We start from the raw sequence: 21787 nt of genomic DNA on the forward strand, positions 1-21787 counted from the left end.
TGGGTGTTTTCTTAGGAGCCGTTTTTTTTGGGGTGGGGGGGGGGGACCCCCCCCCCCCCCCCCCCCGGGCCGGACGCGGACCCGCTGAATGTGGCGCGGGAGATCGCCCTGCGCCGGCTGACCATGCGGGACCATTCCCGGCAGGAGCTGGACGAGGCGTTGGCCGCCAAGGATGTCTCGGATGATGTCCGCGCGGAGCTGTTGGACCGCTTCGAGGAGGTGGGGCTGGTCAATGACCAGAACTTCGCCGAGCAGTGGACCCGAGCGCGGCGCTCCTCGCGCAAGCTCTCGAAGGCGGCGGTCCGCCGGGAGCTGCAGCGCAAGGGTGTGGAGCGGGAGGTGATCGAGGAAGCCCTGGAGCCGATCGACCACGACAGCGAGGTGGCGCTGGCCACCGAGCTGGCCCGCAAGAAGCTGCGCAGCGTGCAGGGGCTGGACCGGCAGGTGGCCTACCGACGGATCGCCGGTGCCCTGGCCCGCAAGGGCTATGGCCCGGGCGTCGTGGCCCAGGTGGTGCGCGACGTGCTGGACGCGGACCCGGAGGACTTCTGATCCGCTTGTCAGGCCGGGATCGGGGCAATAGCCTCGGGGCAAGGAGGAATTGATGCCCACGGTCTGGATCGCCCTGACGGTGCTGGGGATTGCCCTGTGCGCCGTGTGCGCAGTGCTGTTCGTCGTACTGCGTCGGGGTGCCGGTGCGCCCGCGCCACTCGTCGACGAGGAGTCGATCGGCGCCCGGATCACCGAGGCGGTGGCGGGCCGCGAGGACCAGATCCGCACCCTGCGGGCCCGGTTGGCGGAGCAGGGTGAGAATCAGCGGTTGGCCGCCGACGCGCAGTCGCTCACGGAGCAGGCGGATCGCAAGCTGGCCGAGGCAGAGGCGGCGCGGCAGGCCGCCGACGAGTTCGCCCGTCGCGAGCGGGCCGACCTGCGGGAACTGCGCAGCCAGTTGGAGTCCCGGGAGCGTCGGCTGGGAGAGCGCGAGGAGCGCCTGGTGGCGGAGAGCCAGACCCTGGAGACCCGTTCCAACCAGCTGGTGGCGCTGCGCGGCCAGGCCGAGGAGCTGCGGGACCAGCTGAGGACGGACCGGCGTCAGGCGGCCGACGAGTTGCAGCGGATCGCGGGGATGGACCGGGAACAGGCCCGCACCGAGGTGCTTGCCCGGGTGGAGCACGAGGCCCGGTTGGAGGCCACGGCCCTGGCCCGGGACATCGAACAGGCAGCCACCCGGGAGGCCGAGGCCCGCGCCCGGAAGATCGTCGTCACCGCCATCCAGCGCCTCGCCGCGGAGCAGACCTCCGAATCGGTGGTCAGCACCCTCGACCTGCCCAGCGACGAGATGAAGGGCCGGATCATCGGGCGCGAGGGACGCAACATCCGGCACTTCGAGCAGGTGACCGGGGTGAACGTGATGATCGACGACACCCCGGGATCGGTGCTGCTCAGCTGCTTCGATCCGGTGCGTCGGGAGGTGGCCCGGCTCACCCTCGACGAGCTGGTGGCCGACGGCCGGATCCATCCTGCCCGGATCGAGGAGGTGCACGAGCGTTCCCGGGCCCGGATCGAGCAGCGGATGCTGCGCGCCGCCGAGGACGCCCTGGCCGAGGTGGGGATCTCCGATCTGGACCCGGCGCTCCTGCCCATCATCGGTGCCCTGCGGTATCGCACCAGCTATGGCCAGAATGTGCTGCGCCACTTGGTGGAGTGCGCCCACATCGCCGGGATGATGGCCGCCGAGTTGGGGCTGGAGGTGGCCACCTGCAAGCGGGCTGCCTTCCTGCACGACATCGGCAAGGCCCTCACCCATGAGGTGGAGGGCACGCACGCCATGGTGGGGGCGGAGCTTGCCCGTCGCCATGGCGAGAGCCCGGACATCGTGCACGCCATCGAGGCCCACCACAATGAGGTGGAGCCGCGCACGGTGGAGGCGGTGCTCACCCAGGCCGCCGACGCCATCTCGGGCTCCCGCCCCGGTGCTCGACGGGAGTCGCTGGAGGCCTATGTGCAGCGGCTGGACCGGCTGGAGCAGATCGCCTCGGCACATGAGGGGGTGGACCGGGTCTTCGCGATGCAGGCCGGACGCGAGGTGCGCGTGATGGTCAGCCCCGACGTGGTCGACGACGCGGCCTCCCATGCGCTCGCCCGGGAGATCGCGCACCAGATCCAGGACGAGCTGACCTACCCCGGGCAGATCCGGGTCACCGTGGTGCGCGAGTCGCGCGCCACCGAGGTGGCGCACTGACCACCCCGTCGGGTCAGGCGGCTGGTAGCACCAGCTCGCGGCGCAGCCCCCAGTGGCAGGCGAAGGACTCGCCGGGCTGCAGCAGCACCAGGTCGTCGTGGGTGGGGCCGGGGTTGTAGGCGTCGGGGCCGACGGTCATCGGTTCGACGGCGATGCTGGCCCGGTCACCCGGGGTGTAGACCTGCACCCACCCCAGTTCCGGAGAGGCCCACAGCACGGTACGGGAATCGCCACCGGCCAGCTGCGCCTGCCACTGTCCGTCGGCCAGCACGGGGGAGGTGAAGGCGGTGTCCAGTTCCAGCCCGGCCACTGGCAGCGGGCCACGACGGTCGAAGGTGGTGCCCGCCACGTCGTGCAATGCCACTGGAAGGAGCCGCTCGTCGGACTCCAGCCGCTGCGCGAAGGGCAGCACGAGCACGCACTCATCCAACGCCACCTGCGGATCCGGCGGCAGCAGGTAGGGGTGGGCGGCATAACCAAAGGGCGCGGCAGCTGTGCCCAGGTTGCGGGCCGTGACCTCCACGCCCAGACCCGCCTCGGACAGCTGATGGGTCAGCAGCAGTTCCAGGGTGCCCGGCCAGCCCTGTTCGGGCTCCAACAGCAGGCGCTGGGTGACGTGCTCGGGAGCCTGGTCAACCAGCGTCCACATCCGGTCCTTGACCAGGCCGTGGATGGCATTGCCGCGCTCGGGCTCGTTCACCGGCAGCTGGAAGTCAGCCCCGTCCAAGCTCCACTTCCCGTCGCGGATCCGGTTGGGCCAGGGCATCAACTGCTGGCCCTGGCACCCCTGGGGCCGGGTGCTCTCGGCGAAGCTGGTCACCAGCTCCCGCCCGTCGACGGCATAGCTGCGCAGGCCTGCCCCCATCTCGGTGACGACGGCCTGCTGGCCGCCCAGGCTGAGGGTGTACTGGGTTCCGGTGGGAGCACTCATGCGGTCAGCCTAGGGCCACTGCCGGACACGGCCGGATTCCCGCTCCCCGCCGCGGGCAATCTACAGTTGTCCCACCATGTCGAATGCCTCCGCTCCCACCTCCGAACAGACCAGCCCCCGCAGCTACCAGGTGATCACCTATGGCTGCCAGATGAATGTGCATGATTCCGAGCGGATCTCCGGTCTGCTGGAGGACGCCGGTTTCGTCCGCAATGAGCGCGAAGCGGCCGACGAGGGCGGCGCCGACATCGTCGTCTTCAACACCTGCGCGGTGCGGGAGAATGCCGACAACCGGCTGTACGGCACCCTGGGGCACATGGCCGCGGTCAAGCGCACCCGGCCGGGAATGCAGATTGCCGTCGGTGGCTGCATGGCACAGAAGGATCGCGACGTGATCGTCGCCAAGGCGCCCTGGGTGGACGTGGTCTTCGGCACCCACAATGTGGGCAAGCTGCCGATCCTGCTGGAACGGGCCCGGATCGAGCAGGCCAGCCAGGTGGAGATCGTCGAGGCGCTGGAGACCTTCCCGTCCAACCTGCCCACCCGGCGGGAATCGCCCTATTCGGCGTGGGTCAGCATCAGCGTCGGCTGCAACAACACCTGCACCTTCTGCATCGTTCCCCAGCTGCGCGGCAAGGAGACCGACCGTCGCCCCGGCGACATCCTCGCCGAGATCCAGGCGCTGGTCGACGAGGGGGTTCAGGAGGTCACGCTGCTGGGTCAGAATGTGAACACCTATGGCGTGGAGTTCGGTGACCGTGGTGCCTTCGCCAAGTTGCTGCGGGCCTGCGGCCAGATCGACGGACTGGAACGGGTGCGCTTCACCAGCCCCCACCCGGCCAGCTTCACCAGCGACGTGATCGACGCCATGGCCGAGACCCCCAATGTGATGCCCAGCCTGCACATGCCCCTGCAATCCGGCTCGGACAAGGTGCTGCGCGAGATGCGGCGCAGCTACCGCATTGAGCGTTTCCTGCGGATCATCGACGAGGTGCGCGCCAAGATCCCGCACGCAGCCATCACCACCGACATCATCGTCGGCTTCCCGGGGGAGACCGACGAGGACTTCGAGGACACCCTGCGGGTCACCGAGCAGGCCCGGTTCAGCGCCGCCTTCACCTTCCAGTACTCCATCCGCCCCGGCACCCCCGCCGGCGTGATGGACAACCAGGTGCCCAAGGCCGTCGTGCAGGAGCGTTACGAGCGGCTGCTGGAGCTGGTGAACCGCACGGCCTGGGAGGAGAACCAGAACCTGGAGGGCACCGAGGTGGAGGTGATGTTCGCCGCCGGGGAGGGCAAGAAGGACGACGCCACCCACCGGATGACCGGCCGTGCCCGGGACAATCGCCTGGTGCACGTCGCCGTGCCCACCGAGCCGGAGCTCAGGCCGAGGCCCGGCGACATCGCCACCACCACCATCAGCTATGCCGCGCCCCACCACCTCAATGCCGACGGTGGGATCCGTGGCCTGCGGCGCACCCGCGGCGGCGACGCCTGGCAGGCGCGGCACGACGCCCCGCCCGCTGCGCCCGGCGTCGCATTGGGCATGCCGACGATCGGGCTGCCGAACAGTTAGCATCGGTCTCGACGCGCCGGCCCCCGACGGCGCCGATCGAGAGGACCGCAGATGACCCCCCGGCGTCGTGCCGCCCGTATCCTTCCCGCCGCCTTGCTGGCATCCCTGCTGGCCGCAGGCGGCCAACCCGCGCGGGCCGAGGCAGCGCCGGTCAGCATCCAGCCCGGTGACGTGACGCAGTGCACCGTGGACCCCAAGCTGGCCAAGCGCAGCCTGCGAGCCATGTGGATCGCCTCGGTGGGCAATCTGAACTGGCCCAGTCGTACCGGGCTGACCCCGGCCCAGTCGCAGGCCGAGCTGATTGCCCAACTGGACCTGGCCAAGCGCAATGGCTTCAATGCGGTGATCCTGCAGGTGCGGCCCACCGCCGACACCTTCTGGCCCAGCCAGCGCGAGCCCTGGTCCCAGTGGTTGACCGGCAGCCAGGGCAAGAGCCCGGGGTGGGATCCGACGGCCTTCGCGGTGCAGCAGGCGCACCGGCGCGGTCTGGAGTTGCACGCCTGGGTGAATCCCTACCGGGTGGCGCAGGACGCCACGGGCAAGAAGCTGGTCTCCACCCACCCCGCCCGTCAGCACCCCGAGTGGACCGTCTCCTACGGCGGCAAGCTCTACTACAACCCCGGGATCCCGGCGGTGCGGGCGCACGTCGTGGCCACCATCACCGAGCTGGTGGCGCGCTATCCGGTGGACGCCGTGCACTTCGACGACTACTTCTACCCCTACCCAGTCTCCGGCCAGAGCTTCAACGATGCCGCGACGTATCGTCGCTACGGCGCCGGGAAGGGCCTGGCCAGCTGGCGTCGGCAGAACATCACCGCCTTGGTCACCGACGCCCGGCGGTCCATCCAGCGCACCCGGCCGGGCACCCAGCTGGGGATCTCCCCCTTTGCGGTCTGGCGCAATGTCGGCACCGACCCGCAGGGTTCCCAGACCAAGGCCGGCGTGCAGACCTACGACGACCTGTATGCCGACACCCGCGCCTGGGTCCGGGGCGGACTGGTGGACTACCTGACGCCCCAGGTCTACTGGTCCCGGACCCTGTCCGCGGCCCGCTACGGCGTGGTGGCCCAGTGGTGGGCCCAGCAGGCCGCCGCCAGCCCGCGCACCAACATCTCGCTGGGGGAGGCCAGCTACAAGGTGGGGACCACCGTTGATTCGGCGTGGACCAAGCCGCGGGAACTCGTCTCCCACCTGGAGCTGGCCAGCACCCTGAAGGACGCCAAGGGAAGGCCACTGCTGCGCGGCCACGTCTTCTTCGACTCGTCGTCGGTTCGGGCCAACAAGCTGGACGCGCAGGGGATCGTGGCCCGCGAGTGGTACCGCAAGCCCGCGCTGACTCCCGCCACGCCATGGCTGGATCGGGTGGCGCCCGGCAAGCCCACCGTGCGTCGTCAGGGCAATGACCTGCTGATCAGGTCCCGCGGGGCCCGGCAGGTGGTGGTGTATCGGGTGGACAAGGCGGCCGGCAGCGTGAGCCGGTGTGATCTGGCCGACACCCGCAATGTGGTGGCCATCGCCAACCACACTGGCCGGTGGACCATCCCGGCCTCGCTACGGACGGCGGGCGGTACGTGGCTGGTCAGCGGCGTGGATCGCGCGTCCAACGAGTCCGCCGCGACGGTGGTGCGCTGACCCGTGCCGGGAACCAAACCCAGACAGGCAAATGGCGGGGTGGCTGCCATCGCAGCCACCCCGCCATCACCAACGGCTCAGCGAGTCCCGAGGATCACGCGTTGCCGGTACGGTCCTTGATGAAGTCCTGGCCCTGATCCACCTTGTCGGCGTACTTGGCGTCGGTCCGGCCGTCGACGAAATCGCCGGCGCGGTCGACGCCCTGGTCAACCTGGGCCTCGTGGGTGTTGGCGGCGTCGCGGGCCTTGTCGGCCAGGCCACCCTCGGTGTTGCCGGCATTGTTGCCGGACAGCGCTTCCTTGGCCTTGTCGAAGATTCCCATGGCGGTCCTCCTATGTTTGAGGGGAAAGCACCCTGCTGGGTGATTCCTGTCCCTTCATGCTGGTTCAGCCGGGGCGGGAATTCAACCGCGTCCGCTGGGGGCGGAACCGCGCCGTCTTGGGTCCCCGGGCGTGTCGCCCCCACAATGGGGGCGTGCCCCTTCCCCTCGTCGTCCTCAACGGACCCACCGCCTCCGGCAAGTCCAGCCTGGCCATCCAGGTGGCGCTGCAGCTGGGCGAGGCGGGTCACCCGAGCGAGATCGTCAACGCCGACTCGATGCTGGTCTACCGCGGGATGGACATCGGCACCGCGAAACCCACCGTCGACGAGCTGGCCCAGGTGCCGCACCATCTGGTGGACATCATGGACGTCGACCAGGCCGCCTCGGTGGCCGACTTCCAGCAGCTGGCCCGCCGCACCATTGCGGACCTGCGCTCCCGCGGGGTGGTGCCCGTGCTGGTGGGCGGCTCCGCCCTGTACGTGCACGCCATCCTGGACGAGTTCAGCTTCCCCGGCACCGACCCCGCGGTGCGCGCCCGGTGGGAGCGACGGCTGGCCGAGGTCGGTCCGGAGGCGCTGCACGCCGAACTCGCTGCCCGGGACGCGGCGGTCGCCGCCGGTATCCTGCCCGGCAATGGCCGGCGGATCGTGCGCGCCCTGGAGGTGCTGGAGCTGACCGGTGGCTTCACCCCGCAGTTGCCGCAGTGGAGTTATGCCCTGCCCGACGTGCTGCAGTTCGGCCTGCAACTGGACCGGGAACGGATGGATCGCCGGATCGACGAGCGGGTGGACCAGATGTGGGCCGACGGGCTGGTGGCCGAGGTTCGGGCCCTGGCCGAGCATGGGCTGCGCGAGGGGCTCACCGCGTCGCGTGCCCTGGGTTACCGGCAGGTGCTGCAGTTCCTGGACGGCGAACTCACCGAACACGAGGCCCGGGAGCGCACCAAGAGCGGCACCCGACGCTTCGCCCGAAAACAGCTGGCCTGGTTTCGTCGCGATCCCCGGATCACCTGGTTGGAGGCCGGCCAGCCGGAGAATCCACGGGTCGTCGTGGACCAGGCCCGGCGCGCGATGGCGAGTAGCGTGGCCCCATGAGGAAGTGGACTTTCGCCAAGGGGCACGGCACCAAGAACGACTTCGTGATCCTGTGCGACCGGCACGGCATGGTGAAGCTGGACGACGCCGACGTGCGCTACCTGTGTGACCGGCGCGGCGGCATCGGGGGCGACGGACTGCTGCGCGCCACCCTGGCCAGTTCCATCCCGGAGTGGGAGGGCGACCCGGACCTGTGGTTCATGGATTACCGCAATGCCGACGGCTCGATCGCGGAGATGTGCGGCAACGGCCTGCGGGTCTTCGTCCGCTACCTGATGGAGGAGGACCTGGCCTCCGGCGAGGAGATCACCGTCGCCACCCGGGCGGGGGTGCGCCGCGCCTGGCCGCAGCGCGATGGCCGGATCCGGACCGATCTGGGCACGGTCACCCTGGCCGAGGAGCCGGTGCAGGTGACCTCGGCCGACGGCAGCTGGCAGGCCACCGAGGTAGAGGTCGGCAACCCCCACGCGGTCTGTTTCCTCACCGCGGAGCAGGAGCTGGACCAGCTCGACCTGACGCGGGAGCCCAGCTGGAGCCCCGCCGAGCGTTACCCGAACGGGACCAATGTGGAGTTCGTCCGGGTGCTGGCGGAGCGGCACATCGCCATGCGGGTACACGAGCGGGGGGCGGGGGAGACCATGAGCTGCGGCACCGGCACCGTGGCTGCGGCGGCGGCGCACGCCCGTCGCGCCGGGCTGGGTGACGGGGAGATCCGGGTGGACGTGCCCGGCGGCTGGCTGACCGTCGAACTGGCCGGTGACCAGGCAATGCTCACCGGGCCGGCCGTGGTCGTGGCCCGCGGTCATGCCTGGCTGCCCGACTCCCTGTGATCCGCTGACACCGTAATTCGTTGGCATCGGGGCGGTGCGGGTGACAAGCTTGTCCAACGATGACTCCACGCCGTTACCCCAACCCCAGCCCCGAGCCCGACGATTTCGACGACCTCTACGAGGACCTCGACGTGGAGCCCGATGACCCCGACCCCGAGGGGGATGACCCCGAGCTGCACGACTACGACCACGACGGTCTGCAGCTCGACCTGGCCGAACGCCTCTCGCTGAAGCGCGTCGCCGGCATGTCCACCCAGGTGGAGGACATCAGTGAGGTCGAGTACCGCGACCTGCAGCTGGAACGGGTCGTGCTGATCAGCGTCTGGACCTCCGGCACGGAGCAGGACGCCGAGAATGCCATGACCGAGCTGAAGGCCCTGGCCGAGACCGCCGGTGCCCAGGTTCTGGAGGGGCTGATCCAGCGCCGCAAGTCCCCGGACCCGGCCACCTACATCGGCCGCGGCAAGGTGGACGAGCTGCGCGAGGTGGTCATCGCCACCGGCGCCGACACCGTGATCTGCGACGGTGAGCTGCAGCCCGCACAGCTGCGCAATCTGGAGGATCGGGTGAAGGTCAAGGTGATTGACCGCACCGCGCTGATCCTGGACATCTTCGCCCAGCACGCCAAGAGCGTGGAGGGCAAGACCCAGGTGGAGCTCGCCCAGCTGCAGTACCTGCGCCAGCGGCTGCGTGGTTGGGGTGGCAACCTGTCCCGCCAGGCCGGTGGCCGGGCGGCCGGCGGCGCCGGGATCGGTGGCCGTGGCCCCGGTGAGACCAAGATCGAGACGGACCGTCGGCGGATCAACACCCGGGTCGCCATCCTGCGCAAGCGGATGCGGGACCTGGACGCCACCCGGGAGAACAAGCGGGCCGACCGCAAGCGCAACCGGATCCCGTCCATCGCGATCGTCGGCTACACCAATGCCGGCAAGTCCTCCCTGCTGAACCGGATGACCGACGCCGGGGTGCTGGTGGAGAATGCCCTGTTCGCCACGCTGGACCCCACCACCCGTCGGCACACCACGCCCGACGGCCGGGTCTACACCCTCACCGACACCGTCGGCTTCGTCCGGCACCTGCCGCATGACCTGGTGGAGAGCTTCAAGTCCACCCTGGAGGAGTCCGCCCAGGCTGACCTGCTGCTGCACGTGGTGGACGGTTCCGATCCGGATCCCGTCGGGCAGGTGAATGCGGTGCGTACGGTGCTGAACGACATCGGCGCGGGCACCGTGCCGGAGCAGCTGGTGGTCAACAAGACCGACGCGGCCAGCACCGAGGCGCTGCAGGTGCTGCGCACCCGGTACCCGGAGGCGATCTTCGTCTCGGCCCGCACCGGGCAGGGCGTGGAGCAGTTGCGGGCCATCGCGGAAAGTCGGTTGCCCAGCCCGGAGGTCAGCGTCGAGGCGTTGATTCCGTACCAGCGCGGGGACCTGATGGACAAGATCCACCGCAATGGCCAGTTCATCACCCAGGAACACACCGGTGAGGGCACCCGCGTGGTGGCCCGGGTGCACCCGGAGCTGGCCGGCGAGCTGGAGCCCTTCCGGATCAACGCCGGGTAGGCTTGCTCGGTGCCCGACGCCGAGAAGCAACAGCCCGAAACCTCCTCCCGCACGCACACCTCCACCGAGGTGCTGCAGGCGGCCGTGGCGGCCATCGGCGGCACCCCGCGCGAGGGCCAGCAGCGGATGGCGGAGGCCATCGAGCAGGCGATCCAGACCGGGGAGCACCTGCTGGTGCAGGCGGGCACCGGTACCGGAAAGTCCCTGGGCTACCTGGCGCCGGCGCTGCTGCACGTGCAGGGCAGCAAGCAGCGGATCGTGATTGCCACCGCCACCCTGGCGCTGCAGGCCCAGCTGGCCAACACCGACATCCCCAATGCCCTCAAGGCCGTCGCCGCCGTGACCGGCAAGCAGCCGCAGCACGCCATCCTCAAGGGCCGCACCAACTACGCGTGCCTGCTGAAGGTCCGCGACGGGATCACCCAGGAGCAGGACACCCTGCTGGGCGGGGCGGAACTGGCCGCCAACCTCAAGGAGTCCAAGGCGGACGTCGAATCCGTGCTGGGCGCCGAGGTGCTGATGCTGCGGGATTGGGCGGAGCAGGAACTCAAGGACAAGGGGTTGGCGGACAAGGACGATGCTCCGGCGCACACCCCGCGGGCCTGGGGGCTGGTCTCCATGCCGGTCCGCGAATGCCTGGGCGCCCAGCGCTGCCCCTATGGCGCCGAGTGCTTCGTCGAGGCTTCCCGGGAAAAGGCTCGCGGATCGGACCTGGTGGTCACCAATCACGCGCTGCTGGCGATCGACGCGATGCACGGCGGCACCGCGTTGCCGGAGCACGACATCGTGATCATCGACGAGGCCCACGAGCTGGTCAGCCGGGTCACCGGCGCCGCGAGCGACGAACTCAGCCCACAGACCGTGGAGCGGGTCGCCAAACGCGCCTTGCCCTGGCTGAGCGATGACCTCGGCCTGGAGTTCCTGGAGTGCGGCGACATCCTGCGGGCCGCCCTGGAGGACACCGAGCTGGCCCGGGTGACCCAGCCGGGTTCGGCCACCACTGCCTTCGAGACCATCCGGGACGTCACGCGACGCGTGGTCTCCGGCTTGGGTGGCAAGGGGGAGAAGGGCAAGAAGGACGTCGACCCGGAGCAGCAGCAGGCCGCGAGCGCGGTCAAGGAGGTCTTCGACATCGCGGAGCGGATGGCAGCGCTGTCCGCCAATGACGTCGTCTGGGTGAGTGAACGGGAACGGTTCGGCCGGCAGGCGCAGGTGGCGCCGTTGAGCGTGGCCGGGCTGATGCGGGAGCGGGTGCTGGGCGAGGCCACCACCATCCTGACGTCGGCGACGCTGAAGATCGGGGGTGACTTCAACCAGGTGGCCGGCCAGATCGGCCTGCGCAAGACCGACCGGCTGGAGGGCGACCAGCACGACGCGGACAATCCCCTGGCGTGGCGGGCGCTGGACGTCGGCACCCCGTTCAACTACCAGCGGCAGGGCATCCTGTACTGCGCCACCGGCCTGCCCAATCCGCGGCGCGACGGGATCACCCAGGAGGCACTGACCGAGATCGCGGAGCTGGTCTGGGCCGCTGACGGCCGTACCCTGGGGTTGTTCGCCTCCCAGCGCGCCGCCGAGGTGGCCGCCGCCCATGTCCGCAAGCAGCTGCCCAGGATGACCATCCTGTGCCAGGGCGACGCGCAGCTGTCCGAACTGACCCGGCGTTTCGTCGCGGAGCCGGAGGTCTGCCTGTTCGGCACCGTCAGCCTGTGGCAGGGGATCGACGTGCCGGGCGAGACCTGCGAGTTGGTGATCATCGACAAGATTCCCTTCCCGCGCCCCGACGACCCGCTGATGCAGGCCCGGCAGCAGGCCGTAGCGGAGGCCGGCGGGAATGGCTTCATGTCCGTGGCCGCCACCCATGCCGGGCTGTTGCTGGCCCAGGGGGCCGGCCGGTTGATCCGGCGGGTGACGGACAAGGGCGTGGTGGCGGTGCTGGACCCGCGCCTGGTCACCGCCCGTTATGGCGGTTTCCTGCGGGCCTCCATGCCGGACTTCTGGATGACCCGGGACCGCGAGGTGGCGGTGCAGGCGCTGCGCCGCCTGCAGGAGGCGAGGAAGTGATGTCCGAGGTGATGGTCCGCCCCGAGGGGCACGACGACGGCCCGCCCGCCGGCAGCCACTTCCAGCGGCTGGAGCACGCCCGGGTGCGCCGGTCCACCGCCGAGCTGCAGGCCCGGATCAGAAGCCGGTTCCCGAACCGCACCCTGTGGGAGGTGTGCGGGGAACTGGTGGCGCTGGTGGACGAGGTGGCCGGCCAGGACGGGCAGAGCCAGCGTCGAGTGCGGCTGGCGAGGGTGCTGTCCCGGCTGGCGGTGCTGCTGGTGGTGGTCTTCCTGGCCGGCACCATCGGGCTGGCCGCCCTGGATGTGTTGCGAGGCGGGACCTTCCAGGCCATCGACTTCCTGCCGCTGCTGGAAACCATGATCAACAACCTGGTCTTCGGCGGGCTGGCGGTGCTCTTCCTGCTGGCCGTGCCCGAGCGGATGGAGCGCGCCCGCATCCTGCGGATCCTGCACCGCTTGCGTTCGCTGGCCCACGTGATCGACATGCACCAGCTGACCAAGATCCCGGAGCGTCACGAACTGGGCGCGGCAGACCTCAAGATCTATCTGGAGCAGTGCTCCGAGATGCTCTCCCTGGTGGGCAAGACGGGCGCCCTGTTCGCCGAGGACACCACCGACGGTGACGTGCTGGACGCGGTGGAGGGGATCGAGGCCCTCACCTCCGACATGGCCCGCAAGGTCTGGCAGAAGATCGCGATCATCCAGCCGGGCTGACCCCCGCCAGGGTCAGATCCGGCGCAGGACCGCGACCACCTTGCCGAGGATGGTGGCGTGATTGCCGTCGATGGGGGAGTAGGCCTCATTGTGCGGCAGCAGCCAGACCTGACCGGGGGTCTTCTTCAGCGTCTTCACCGTGGCCTCGTCGTCCAGCAGGGCGGCGACGATCTCACCATTGTTGGCGTCGGGCTGCTGGCGGACCACCACCCAGTCACCGTCGCAGATGGCGGCCTCCACCATCGAGTCGCCGTGTACCTCCAGCATGAAGATGGTGCCGTCACCCACCAGCTGCTTGGGCAGCGCGAAGACCTCCTCCAGATGCTCCTCGGCCAGGATCGGGCCCCCGGCGGCGATCCGGCCCACCATCGGCACGTTCACCGCGGTGGGGAAGGCGTCATTGATCCCGGTGATGTCCGACGCTTCGTGGGTGGCGGCGGGTCTGGCCTCCTGCTTGGGCAGCAGGGATTCGGGCAGGTGCAGCTCCATGGCGCGCGGCTGGCCGGGCTTGCGGTGGATGAATCCCTTGAGCTCCAGCTGCTTGAGCTGGTGGGCGACGCTGGAGGAGCTGGCCAGCCCGGCGGCATCGCCGATCTCCCGGATGCTCGGCGGGTAGCCGTGCTCGGCCAGCGAGTCCCGGATGATCTCCAGCATCCGCCGCTGCCGCCCGCTCAGCCCGTCGACGTCGACCGGGCCGTCGGGCAGCATCTTGATCCGGCCCCGGCCGGCGAGCTCCCGGCGGACCTGCTCATTGGTGGGGCGCCCCACGGGGCGCTTGCCCTTCTTGGTGGTCTTCTTCTCGTCGCCTGTCGCCATGACCCAAGCCTACCCGCCGTCACGTTCGATTCAAAAGTTTGTTCGAGGTGTTTCGCAGGCTTTCCGGCGGCTTCGGCACCCGGCCCCCGAAAAATTGTCAGAGGCGCCTGTTTGACTCTGGATCGTTCCCGTTCGAGGGGCTCCGCCACCCGGCGAAGGCAATCCATTCGAACGACTGTTTGATTGGATCGAATGGGGGCGCTAGTGTTGGCATCGAACACTCGTTCGACGCTCGGATGGAGCGGCGACGGGGTTCGTCCCAGAACCAAGGAGTAACCATGAATGCATCGCTGATTGCCAAGGCCAGTGCCGTCACCCCGGCTCCGGTCCGCCGCCGCGTGCGTGAGGTGCAGCTGCGCGGGCCCCAGGCTCGTCCGCAGGGCTTGGCCGCCCCGGGTGGCCGTCCGGCCCAGCCGGTTGCTCCCGGAGGGCACGGCGCCCCCGTCCAGCTCCGGCTGGCCCCGCAGCGCTCCCGGGCGCTGTCCGCTCCGGCCACGCGGGTGGCCGCGGCCGACGGCCCGGTCCGGCTGACGGACCGCGGCATCCTGGTGATCGTGCTGGTGCTGGCGGTGATCGCCGTCGCGACGCTCGCTCTGGGTCTGGTCAAGTTCTTCGGGGTGAGTGATGCCCCGTTGGAGGAGCAGGCGCCCAGCACCAGCGTCGCCGTGAGCCTGCAGAGCTAGCTGTGCCGGCACGGCGAAGGCCCCGACCCGTCGGGGTCGAGGCCTTGGCGGTCTTGCGTTTGGTGCGCGTTACTTGGTGTTGATCACCAGGGTGTTGACGATCTTGTCCGCGATGGTCTGCCGCTTGGCATCCCACAGCGGGAAGAGGAAGCCAACCATGCAGATGATGGCGTCGACGAGATGGGCCAGCTGGCGCAGGAAGGCCTTCAGCGGGCCGATCGGCTGACCGGTGGCCTCGCTGACCAGCTTGGTTCCCACCACCTGACGGCCGACCGAGACGCCGGTCTTGCCGTCACGCCAGACCATGTTGTAGAAGAACCAGGCCCACGCGAGCACGGTCAGGATCCAGCCCATGGTGGGATTGGTGCCCGCGATGTCGATCAACTCGCCGGTCTCGAAGTCGTACTTGGAGGTGCCCATCATGGGCTCGGCGATCCGCTGCAGGATGGCCATTGGCAGGATGTCGATGATGTGGCTGCCCACGCGCTTGATCCAGGGCGTCAGGGTCGCGCCACCGTAGGGCTGCGCGTAGGCCTGCTGGCCGTAGGTCGGCTGCGCGTACGGTTCCTGCGGCATCGGCTGGCCATAGGGCTGCGCCGGCTGGCCGTACGGATTGGCCGAGGGCTGGCCGTAGGGGTCCGCGGCGGGCTGTTGCGGCTGGGCCGGCTGGCTGTAGGGATTGGCCGAGGGCTGGCCGTAGGGGTCCGCGGCGGGCTGCTGCGGCTGGGCCGGCTGGCCATAGGGGTTGGCCGGCGGCTGACCGGAGCCCTCGGGACTGCCCGCATTCTGCGGATTCCACGGGTCGTTGTTGGGGGTGTTGGTGGGGAAGTCGTTCACTGAGTTCTCCAGATCTGTGTGGTCAGGTGGCTCGTCCCCGATGCTAGGGGAGGCTGGGCGCACTTCGGGGGAGCGCGCCGAGGAGCCGCGGCACAATGTCAGGTATGGATCCCGCGCCCTTTGATGCCCGACGAGCCCTGCGGGGCGTCGGCTCGCTGGCACTGGTGTGTGCGGGCCAGGCTGCGCTGGTGTTGATCCTGGGGCGGGGAGTCCCCTGTCCGTTGCGGGTGACCACCGGGCTGCTCTGCCCGGTCTGCGGCACGACGACTGCCGGTATGCACCTGCTGCACGGGCGGTGGAACGAGGCCTGGCAGGCCAATCCGTTCACCCTGCTGATCGGTGGGGTGTTGACACTGTGCACGACGGCCTGGCTGGTGGAGGCCCTGGGCGGCCCCGCCATCCGTCCCCCGCGCTCGGTTCGCCCGGTGACGATGGATCGGATCCTGATCCTGCTGGCGGGCCCCGCCGTGGCCTTCGCGGTGTGGCGCAATCTGCTCTGAAATGCCACCCGACACGCCGTCGATGCGCCCTTCGCGAGGGTTTGACGTTGGGGTGCGAAACACCTACGGTAGCTACATCTAGTGGTTGCACCGGTGTGATTCACCCACAGCTAGTGGTTGAAGGCACAAAGAGTCGCCGCTTGTCCAGTCCACCGACGAGGCCCTCAGGGGTTGCTTGTCATGCCCGAAAGGAGTCAGGCCGTGCACTGCCCATTCTGCCGCCACTCCGATTCCCGCGTGCTCGACTCCCGGGCCACGGACGACGGCTGCAGCATCCGCCGTCGTCGCCAGTGCCCGGCCTGCGAGCGTCGCTTCACCACCATCGAACAGGTCCAGCTCTCCGTGCTGAAGAAGTCCGGAGTGCTGGAGCCGTTCAATCGGGACAAGGTGATTTCCGGGGTGCGCAAGGCCTGCAAGGGGCGCCCCGTGAGCGAGGGCGACCTGGCCCGGCTGGGTCAGCGCGTCGAGGAGACCCTGCGGGCCAGTGGCGCGGGGGAGATCCCCACCGACGAGGTCGGCATCGCCATCCTGGAGCCGCTGCGGGAGCTGGATCCCGTCGCCTATCTGCGCTTCGCCAGCGTCTACCAGCACTACCAGAGCCTGGAGGACTTCGAGGCCGAGATCGCGCATCTGCGCAGCACCAGCACCACCACGACCATGAATCACAACGAATCCGACGAGAAGTGAGAAGGCTGATATGACCGAGACCACCAGCAGGACAGCCCGCCGCACCGCCAAGAAGGCGGCCGGCCTGACCATCGAGCGGGTCTTCTCCACCGAGGGCGTGCATCCCTATGACGAGGTGACCTGGGAGAAGCGCGACGTCGTCCAGACCAACTGGAAGACCGGGGAGAGCGTCTTCGAGCAGCGTGGGGTGGAGTTCCCGGACTTCTGGAGCCTGAACGCCTCCACCATTGTCACCACCAAGTACTTCCGCGGCGCCCTGGGCACCGAGCAGCGCGAGACCGGTCTCAAGCAGCTGATCGACCGCGTCGTCACCACCTACTCCAAGGCCGGTCTGGACAACGGCTACTTCGCCACCGAGGCCGACGCCCAGGTCTTCGAGGACGAGCTGCGCTGGATGCTGCTGCACCAGTACTTCAGCTTCAACTCCCCGGTCTGGTTCAATGTCGGCACCGCCAGCCCGCAACAGGTCAGCGCCTGCTTCATCCTCTCCGTCGACGACTCGATGGAGTCCATCCTCAACTGGTACAAGGAGGAGGGCTTCATCTTCAAGGGCGGCTCCGGTGCCGGCCTGAACCTGTCCCGGATCCGGTCCTCCAAGGAACTGCTGAGCTCCGGCGGCACCGCGTCGGGCCCGGTCTCCTTCATGCGCGGCGCCGACGCCAGCGCCGGCACCATCAAGTCCGGCGGTGCCACCCGGCGCGCCGCCAAGATGGTGGTGCTGGACGTGGACCACCCGGACATCGTGGAATTCGTCGAGACCAAGGCGCGCGAGGAGGACAAGATCCGCGCCCTGCGCGACGCCGGCTTCGACATGGACCTGGGCGGCAAGGACATCACCAGCGTCCAGTACCAGAACGCCAACAACTCGGTCCGGGTCAGCGACGAGTTCATGACCGCCGTGGAGAACGACGCCATGTTCGGGCTGCGGGCGCGCGGCGAGGACCGTCGGGTGATCGAGGAGGTCAAGGCCACCGAGCTGTTCGGCAAGATCGCCACCGCGGCGTGGGAGTGCGCCGACCCGGGCATCCAGTACGACGACACCATCAATGACTGGCACACCAACCCGAACACCGGCCCGATCACCGCGTCCAACCCGTGCAGCGAGTACATGAGCCTGGACAACTCGTCCTGCAACCTGGCCAGCCTGAACCTGCTGAAGTTCCTGGACAGCGACGACGTCTTCGACGTGGAGCGCTTCACCAAGGCCGTCGAGATCATCATCACCGCGATGGACATCAGCATCTGCTTTGCCGACTTCCCGACCGAGGCGATCGGTGAGACCACCCGCAACTTCCGCCAGCTGGGGATCGGCTACGCCAACCTGGGCGCCCTGCTGATGGCGCTGGGCCTGGGCTACGACTCCGAGGGTGGCCGTCAGCTGGCCGCCGCCATCACCTCCCTGATGACCGGCACCTCCTACCGGCGCAGCGCCGAGCTGGCCGCGATCGTCGGGCCGTACAACGGTTATGCCGCCAATGCCGAGCCGCACCAGCGGGTGATGGCCAAGCACCGCGACGCCAGCGCCCAGCTCAAGCCGCTGCACAAGAACGACTCCCTGGTGGCCGAGGCGGCCGCCGCCCAGTGGGAGCAGGTGGTCAGCCTGGGTGCCAGCAATGGCTTCCGCAATGCGCAGGCCTCCGTGCTGGCCCCCACCGGCACCATCGGCTTCATGATGGACTGCGACACCACCGGCGTGGAGCCGGACTTCAGCCTGGTCAAGTTCAAGAAGCTGGTGGGTGGCGGCTCCATGCAGATCGTCAACCAGACCATCCCGCGCGCCCTGAAGAACCTGGGCTACAGCACCGCCGACGCCGACCAGATCGTCGCCTACATCGCCGAGCACGGCCACGTGATCGACGCCCCGGCCCTCAAGCCGGAGCACTACGAGGTCTTCGACTGCGCCATGGGCGCCCGCGCGATCCAGCCGATGGGTCACGTCCGGATGATGGCCGCCGTGCAGCCCTTCCTGTCCGGTGCCATCAGCAAGACGGTGAACCTGCCGGAGAGCGCCACCGTCGAGGAGATTGCCGACGTCTACCTGCAGGGCTGGAAGCTGGGCCTCAAGGCGCTGGCCGTCTACCGCGACAACTGCAAGGTGGGCCAGCCCCTCAGCGATGGCAAGAAGGGCGACGGCAAGAAGGTGGCCGACGAGGCCGCTGCCGCCGCCGCGCCCGCCCCCGCTCCGGAGCCGGAGGTGCGGATCGAGTACCGGCCGCGCCGGCGTCGCCTGCCCAAGTCCCGCCTGGGGCGCACCACCTCCTTCTCGGTGGCCGGCGCCGAGGGCTACATGACCTCCAGCGAGTACACCGACGGGCAGCTGGGCGAGGTCTTCCTCAAGCTGGGCAAGCAGGGTTCCACCCTGGCCGGCGTGATGGATGCCTTCTCCATTGCCATCTCCATCGCGCTGCAGTACGGGGTGCCGCTGGAGACCTATGTGCAGAAGTTCACCAACCAGAAGTTCGAGCCGGCCGGCATGACCGACGACCCGGACATCCGGATTGCCCAGTCGATCATGGACTACATCTTCCGCCGGCTGGCGCTGGACTACCTGTCCTTCGACGAGCGCTCCGAGCTGGGGATCTACACCTCCGCGGAACGGGCCCGCTATGTGGAGACCGGCTCCTACCTGAGCGAGGAGGACGAGGCCGCGATGCCCGAGTCCGAGTCGCTGAAGAATGACGCCGGCGACGACCTGCGGGTGGACGAGGGCGGCCCCGTCCAGCCGTCGCTGATCCAGGCCACCCCCGGCCAGGGTTCGGTGCAGCAGGAGACCGTGGGCTCGGCCCACACCACCACGGAGATGATGGAGGGCCTGACCGGGCACGCCATCGACGCGCCGCTGTGCATGACCTGCGGCACCAAGATGCGGCCCAGCGGCTCCTGCTATGTCTGCGAGGGTTGCGGCTCCACCAGCGGCTGCAGCTGAGTCAAAAACCAACGTGGGGCTGGGTGTTGCAGCACCCAGCCCCACGTGCGGGAGCAGCGTCCCGTTCCCCTTCAGGGACAAACATCGTCGCTCAGCTCCCGCTTGGAATCAAGTGGGAGGGGAGGTGATTAATGTGGCTGGAAACTCGGGTGGCCACCGTGACGGCTTCGTTCGCGAGCGCACTCAGTTCAAGTTGCCGAACGGCAACTGGGCAAAGCGTGACACCAAGACTGGTCGGATCATGGATCAGAAGCAGGATGGCGACCCCTTCAAGGGTGTTCGTCGTGAGAAGTCGTAGGCCTGACGGCAGGGCGTTCCTCAAACGCGAGGGGCGCCCTGCCTACATCTTGGGTAGGGACCCCCGGCCTGGGGAGCAGTGGATAGGCACGGTAGATTTGTTGAATATTCGACAGAACCGTTGTCCCTCCCACCCCCCAGGAGCCACGCATGAACCGTCGCCATCCCCTCGCCAACCTGCTCACCGGTGGCCTGCTGGCCGTCGGCCTGCTCTCCGTCTCCGCCTGCTCCGCCGGACAGGCGCCGCAGGCCGACCAGCCCGCCGCCAGTGCCCCCGCCTCGGCCAGCTCCGGTGACGACGTGCTGGAGCGCCTGGGCGTGCAGGGCAAGGACGCCGTCGCGACCATCGACGCGCTGGACCGCTCCCAGGACAAGCGCCCCATTGAGGGCCTCAAGGCCTCGGTCAAGGCCGACCAGCTGGTGCTCTCCGATTCCACGGGGGAGCGCAGCCTGCCGCTGCCGGCCGACGAGTTCTACCTGTCCATCGCCCCCTATCTCCAGACCACCCACGAGTGCTTTGCGCACAGCCTGTCCGGTTGTCAGGGGGAGCAGGTCAACAAGAAGATGCACGTGGTGATCACGGACCAGACGGGCAAGAAGCTGGTGGACGAGGATGTGACCACCGCCACCAATGGCTTCGTCGGCTTCTGGCTGCCGCGCGACGTCAAGGGAACCGTCACGGCGACCATGGACGGCAAGACTGGCAGCGTGCCCTTCGCCACCAATTCCGACAGCCCCACCTGCCTCACGACGCTGCGGATGGCCTGACGGGCCGGTTGGCCGCCCACGCCAGCAGCGCCGAACCGGCCCAGACACCGAGCACGCCCAGGCTAGACAGGGGCTGGGCCGGGTGCACCACCAGGCCGTGGCGCCACACTCCGACCATGGACAGGGTCAACAGCACCAGCGCCGCGAAGGCCACCGGCCCGTTCTGGCGTGCGCCCAGCGGCGGGATCATCCGCAGGTCCAGCCGGGCCACCAGCGGCACCACGACGGCGATCAGCGCCAGCGCGATGGTCAGGGTGAACAGCGGGAAGGTGGTGATCCCCGCGGCGGAGGGCACCAGCAGTGCCAGCCCGATCGCGATCCCGAAGGAGACCGCCACGCACGGCATGTGCCACAGGTAGGTGGTCATCAGCAGCGCATTGACCACTCCCATCGCCCGCTGTACGCCCGGGTGTTCCAGCACCGTGGGGCGGCGTCTGGCCAGCAGCCCCAGCATCCCGGTCTGGGCCAGCCCCAACCAGGCCATCAGCACCGTGGGTGGCTGCAGGTTGGAGATCCAGCGTGAGCCCATCCCCAGCGCCGGCACCGGCCAACCGCCCATGGTGCCGAAGTGGAGCCGCAGCAGCGCCACGATCGCGGCGCTGCCCACGACAATCGCCGCGACCGGCTGCCAGAGCGGGCCGCGCCGCAGGAAACCGCGCTGGTTGGCGATCCCGAGCTGGTGGCACAGTGGCCACACGATGACCAGGTTCCAGTAGCGGTTGTCCAGCGTCCCGGTGGTGATGGTCCACACGTCGACGGCGGTGCCCGCGGCGAACAACAGCACCGGAACCAGCCAGGGGTAGCGGTCGTGCAGCCAGACCATGGCGGGGGCGATCTGCACGATGAACAGGTAGGCCACCAGGAACCAGAGAAGCTTGGTCAGGTTGTGGCTGACGAAGACCGCCTCCTCCACCCAACCCAACCAGGCGGCCAGGCTGCTGGGCACGGCGAACAGGGTGATGAAGACCGTGGTGGGGCCCACCAGCCGTCGCCCCCGGTTGGCGAAATAGTGGGCCAGGCCGGTGCCCCGGGTGCGCATCTTGTCCACCACGACGGCGTGCGCAAAACCGCCGGCGACGAAGAAGAGCGGCATCACCATGAACAACCAGCTGCCGTACCAGCCCAGCGGCCCCAGCTCCATGGTGCGGGCCTGCCAGCCCGTCGGGGTGTCGTAGACCCGCCACAGACCGGCGTGGAAGAGGACCACCAGGCAGACGGCAAGAGCGCGAGCCGCGTCGATCAGCGGCTCGCGCTCTGGATTCTGCGTCGTCTGGGTCGTGCGTTCAGCGTGTTCGGCCACGGAC

At 69.1% G+C, this 21787-nt stretch carries 19 protein-coding genes; 14 read left to right on the top strand and 5 right to left on the bottom strand.

Annotated elements, in window-relative coordinates:
- The first annotated feature begins 90 nt into the window (after positions 1-90).
- Positions 91-552: a regulatory protein RecX gene (locus tag AAEX60_RS05995; RefSeq protein ID WP_342101892.1), complete on the top strand. Its 462-nt coding sequence runs from the start codon at positions 91-93 to the stop codon at positions 550-552.
- A 52-nt stretch (positions 553-604) separates the two neighbouring features.
- Positions 605-2242 carry a ribonuclease Y gene (rny, locus tag AAEX60_RS06000; protein WP_342101893.1) on the top strand — a complete coding sequence of 546 codons (1638 nt, stop codon included), beginning with the start codon at positions 605-607 and terminating at the stop codon, positions 2240-2242.
- A gap of 13 nt (positions 2243-2255) precedes the next feature.
- On the opposite strand, the gene AAEX60_RS06005 is transcribed toward rny, so the two are convergent.
- Positions 2256-3173, bottom strand: coding sequence for an aldose 1-epimerase family protein (locus tag AAEX60_RS06005; RefSeq protein WP_342101895.1), 918 nt, complete (start codon positions 3171-3173; stop codon positions 2256-2258).
- Positions 3174-3249: 76 nt separating this feature from the next.
- Between AAEX60_RS06005 and miaB the strand changes: the two genes are divergently transcribed.
- Together miaB and AAEX60_RS06015 are read left to right on the top strand one after the other, a co-directional pair.
- Positions 3250-4749 (top strand): tRNA (N6-isopentenyl adenosine(37)-C2)-methylthiotransferase MiaB, encoded by a 1500-nt coding sequence (gene miaB / locus AAEX60_RS06010; protein ID WP_342101897.1) that lies wholly within the window; start codon positions 3250-3252, stop codon positions 4747-4749.
- 51 nt (positions 4750-4800) lie between these two features.
- Entirely contained in the window at positions 4801-6381 is a 1581-nt protein-coding gene (locus AAEX60_RS06015; protein WP_342101899.1) for a glycoside hydrolase family 10 protein, read from the top strand.
- Positions 6382-6475: 94 nt separating this feature from the next.
- Here AAEX60_RS06015 and AAEX60_RS06020 read toward each other — a convergent pair whose 3' ends face one another.
- Entirely contained in the window at positions 6476-6703 is a 228-nt protein-coding gene (locus AAEX60_RS06020) for an antitoxin (protein ID WP_342101900.1), read from the bottom strand.
- 152 nt (positions 6704-6855) lie between these two features.
- Here AAEX60_RS06020 and miaA point away from each other — a divergent pair, with 152 nt between their 5' ends.
- From miaA to AAEX60_RS06045, 5 genes are all read left to right on the top strand, one after another.
- A complete protein-coding gene (miaA, locus tag AAEX60_RS06025; RefSeq protein WP_342101901.1) occupies positions 6856-7797 on the top strand; it encodes a tRNA (adenosine(37)-N6)-dimethylallyltransferase MiaA in 942 nt (313 codons plus the stop codon).
- Positions 7794-8627 carry a diaminopimelate epimerase gene (dapF, locus tag AAEX60_RS06030; protein ID WP_342101902.1) on the top strand — a complete coding sequence of 278 codons (834 nt, stop codon included), beginning with the start codon at positions 7794-7796 and terminating at the stop codon, positions 8625-8627. The genes miaA and dapF overlap by 4 nt, the downstream gene beginning before the upstream one ends.
- 59 nt (positions 8628-8686) lie before the next feature.
- A complete protein-coding gene (hflX, locus tag AAEX60_RS06035; protein ID WP_342101904.1) occupies positions 8687-10189 on the top strand; it encodes a GTPase HflX in 1503 nt (500 codons plus the stop codon).
- A 126-nt stretch (positions 10190-10315) separates the two neighbouring features.
- Positions 10316-12253: an ATP-dependent DNA helicase gene (locus AAEX60_RS06040; RefSeq protein ID WP_342102048.1), complete on the top strand. Its 1938-nt coding sequence runs from the start codon at positions 10316-10318 to the stop codon at positions 12251-12253.
- On the top strand, positions 12253-12969 hold the full coding sequence (locus AAEX60_RS06045; protein ID WP_342101906.1) for a hypothetical protein: 717 nt from the start codon (positions 12253-12255) through the stop codon (positions 12967-12969). The genes AAEX60_RS06040 and AAEX60_RS06045 overlap by 1 nt, the downstream gene beginning before the upstream one ends.
- 12 nt (positions 12970-12981) lie before the next feature.
- Here the strand turns inward: AAEX60_RS06045 and lexA are convergent, their stop codons facing one another.
- Positions 12982-13785: a transcriptional repressor LexA gene (gene lexA / locus AAEX60_RS06050; protein WP_446721280.1), complete on the bottom strand. Its 804-nt coding sequence runs from the start codon at positions 13783-13785 to the stop codon at positions 12982-12984.
- Between the two features lie 278 nt (positions 13786-14063).
- Here lexA and AAEX60_RS06055 point away from each other — a divergent pair, with 278 nt between their 5' ends.
- Entirely contained in the window at positions 14064-14468 is a 405-nt protein-coding gene (locus tag AAEX60_RS06055; RefSeq protein ID WP_342101908.1) for a hypothetical protein, read from the top strand.
- 69 nt (positions 14469-14537) lie between these two features.
- On the opposite strand, the gene AAEX60_RS06060 is transcribed toward AAEX60_RS06055, so the two are convergent.
- Positions 14538-15305 carry an RDD family protein gene (locus tag AAEX60_RS06060; protein ID WP_342101910.1) on the bottom strand — a complete coding sequence of 256 codons (768 nt, stop codon included), beginning with the start codon at positions 15303-15305 and terminating at the stop codon, positions 14538-14540.
- A gap of 104 nt (positions 15306-15409) precedes the next feature.
- Between AAEX60_RS06060 and AAEX60_RS06065 the strand changes: the two genes are divergently transcribed.
- From AAEX60_RS06065 to AAEX60_RS06080, 4 genes are all read left to right on the top strand, one after another.
- Positions 15410-15805, top strand: coding sequence for a DUF2752 domain-containing protein (locus AAEX60_RS06065; RefSeq protein WP_342101912.1), 396 nt, complete (start codon positions 15410-15412; stop codon positions 15803-15805).
- 201 nt (positions 15806-16006) lie between these two features.
- On the top strand, positions 16007-16492 hold the full coding sequence (gene nrdR / locus AAEX60_RS06070; RefSeq protein ID WP_342101914.1) for a transcriptional regulator NrdR: 486 nt from the start codon (positions 16007-16009) through the stop codon (positions 16490-16492).
- Positions 16493-16502: 10 nt separating this feature from the next.
- Positions 16503-19418, top strand: coding sequence for a vitamin B12-dependent ribonucleotide reductase (locus tag AAEX60_RS06075; RefSeq protein ID WP_342101916.1), 2916 nt, complete (start codon positions 16503-16505; stop codon positions 19416-19418).
- Positions 19419-19865: 447 nt separating this feature from the next.
- Positions 19866-20483 (top strand): CueP family metal-binding protein, encoded by a 618-nt coding sequence (locus AAEX60_RS06080; RefSeq protein WP_342101918.1) that lies wholly within the window; start codon positions 19866-19868, stop codon positions 20481-20483.
- Here AAEX60_RS06080 and AAEX60_RS06085 read toward each other — a convergent pair.
- The gene (locus AAEX60_RS06085) at positions 20461-21783 is read right to left on the bottom strand and encodes an acyltransferase family protein (protein ID WP_342101919.1); all 1323 of its coding nucleotides are present in this window, start codon (positions 21781-21783) and stop codon (positions 20461-20463) included. The two genes, AAEX60_RS06080 and AAEX60_RS06085, sit on opposite strands and share 23 nt — an antisense overlap.
- Positions 21784-21787 lie beyond the last annotated feature (4 nt).

Source organism: Luteococcus sp. H101 (assembly GCF_038433155.1).
In the GTDB taxonomy this organism is placed as follows: domain Bacteria; phylum Actinomycetota; class Actinomycetes; order Propionibacteriales; family Propionibacteriaceae; genus Luteococcus.

Bases quoted from the DNA above. Each gene is read 5' to 3' on its own strand.
- AAEX60_RS06065 (WP_342101912.1), top strand. From the start codon at position 15,410: ATGGATCCCGCGCCCTTTGATGCCCGACGAGCCCTGCGGGGCGTCGGC.
- AAEX60_RS06040 (WP_342102048.1), top strand. From the start codon at position 10,316: ATGGCGGAGGCCATCGAGCAGGCGATCCAGACCGGGGAGCACCTGCTG.
- AAEX60_RS06080 (WP_342101918.1), top strand. From the start codon at position 19,866: ATGAACCGTCGCCATCCCCTCGCCAACCTGCTCACCGGTGGCCTGCTG.
- AAEX60_RS06045 (WP_342101906.1), top strand. From the start codon at position 12,253: ATGTCCGAGGTGATGGTCCGCCCCGAGGGGCACGACGACGGCCCGCCC.
- AAEX60_RS06020 (WP_342101900.1), bottom strand. From the start codon at position 6,703: ATGGGAATCTTCGACAAGGCCAAGGAAGCGCTGTCCGGCAACAATGCC.
- AAEX60_RS06015 (WP_342101899.1), top strand. From the start codon at position 4,801: ATGACCCCCCGGCGTCGTGCCGCCCGTATCCTTCCCGCCGCCTTGCTG.
- AAEX60_RS06075 (WP_342101916.1), top strand. From the start codon at position 16,503: ATGACCGAGACCACCAGCAGGACAGCCCGCCGCACCGCCAAGAAGGCG.
- AAEX60_RS06055 (WP_342101908.1), top strand. From the start codon at position 14,064: ATGAATGCATCGCTGATTGCCAAGGCCAGTGCCGTCACCCCGGCTCCG.
- rny (WP_342101893.1), top strand. From the start codon at position 605: ATGCCCACGGTCTGGATCGCCCTGACGGTGCTGGGGATTGCCCTGTGC.
- dapF (WP_342101902.1), top strand. From the start codon at position 7,794: ATGAGGAAGTGGACTTTCGCCAAGGGGCACGGCACCAAGAACGACTTC.
- miaB (WP_342101897.1), top strand. From the start codon at position 3,250: ATGTCGAATGCCTCCGCTCCCACCTCCGAACAGACCAGCCCCCGCAGC.
- lexA (WP_446721280.1), bottom strand. From the start codon at position 13,785: ATGGCGACAGGCGACGAGAAGAAGACCACCAAGAAGGGCAAGCGCCCC.
- hflX (WP_342101904.1), top strand. From the start codon at position 8,687: ATGACTCCACGCCGTTACCCCAACCCCAGCCCCGAGCCCGACGATTTC.
- AAEX60_RS06005 (WP_342101895.1), bottom strand. From the start codon at position 3,173: ATGAGTGCTCCCACCGGAACCCAGTACACCCTCAGCCTGGGCGGCCAG.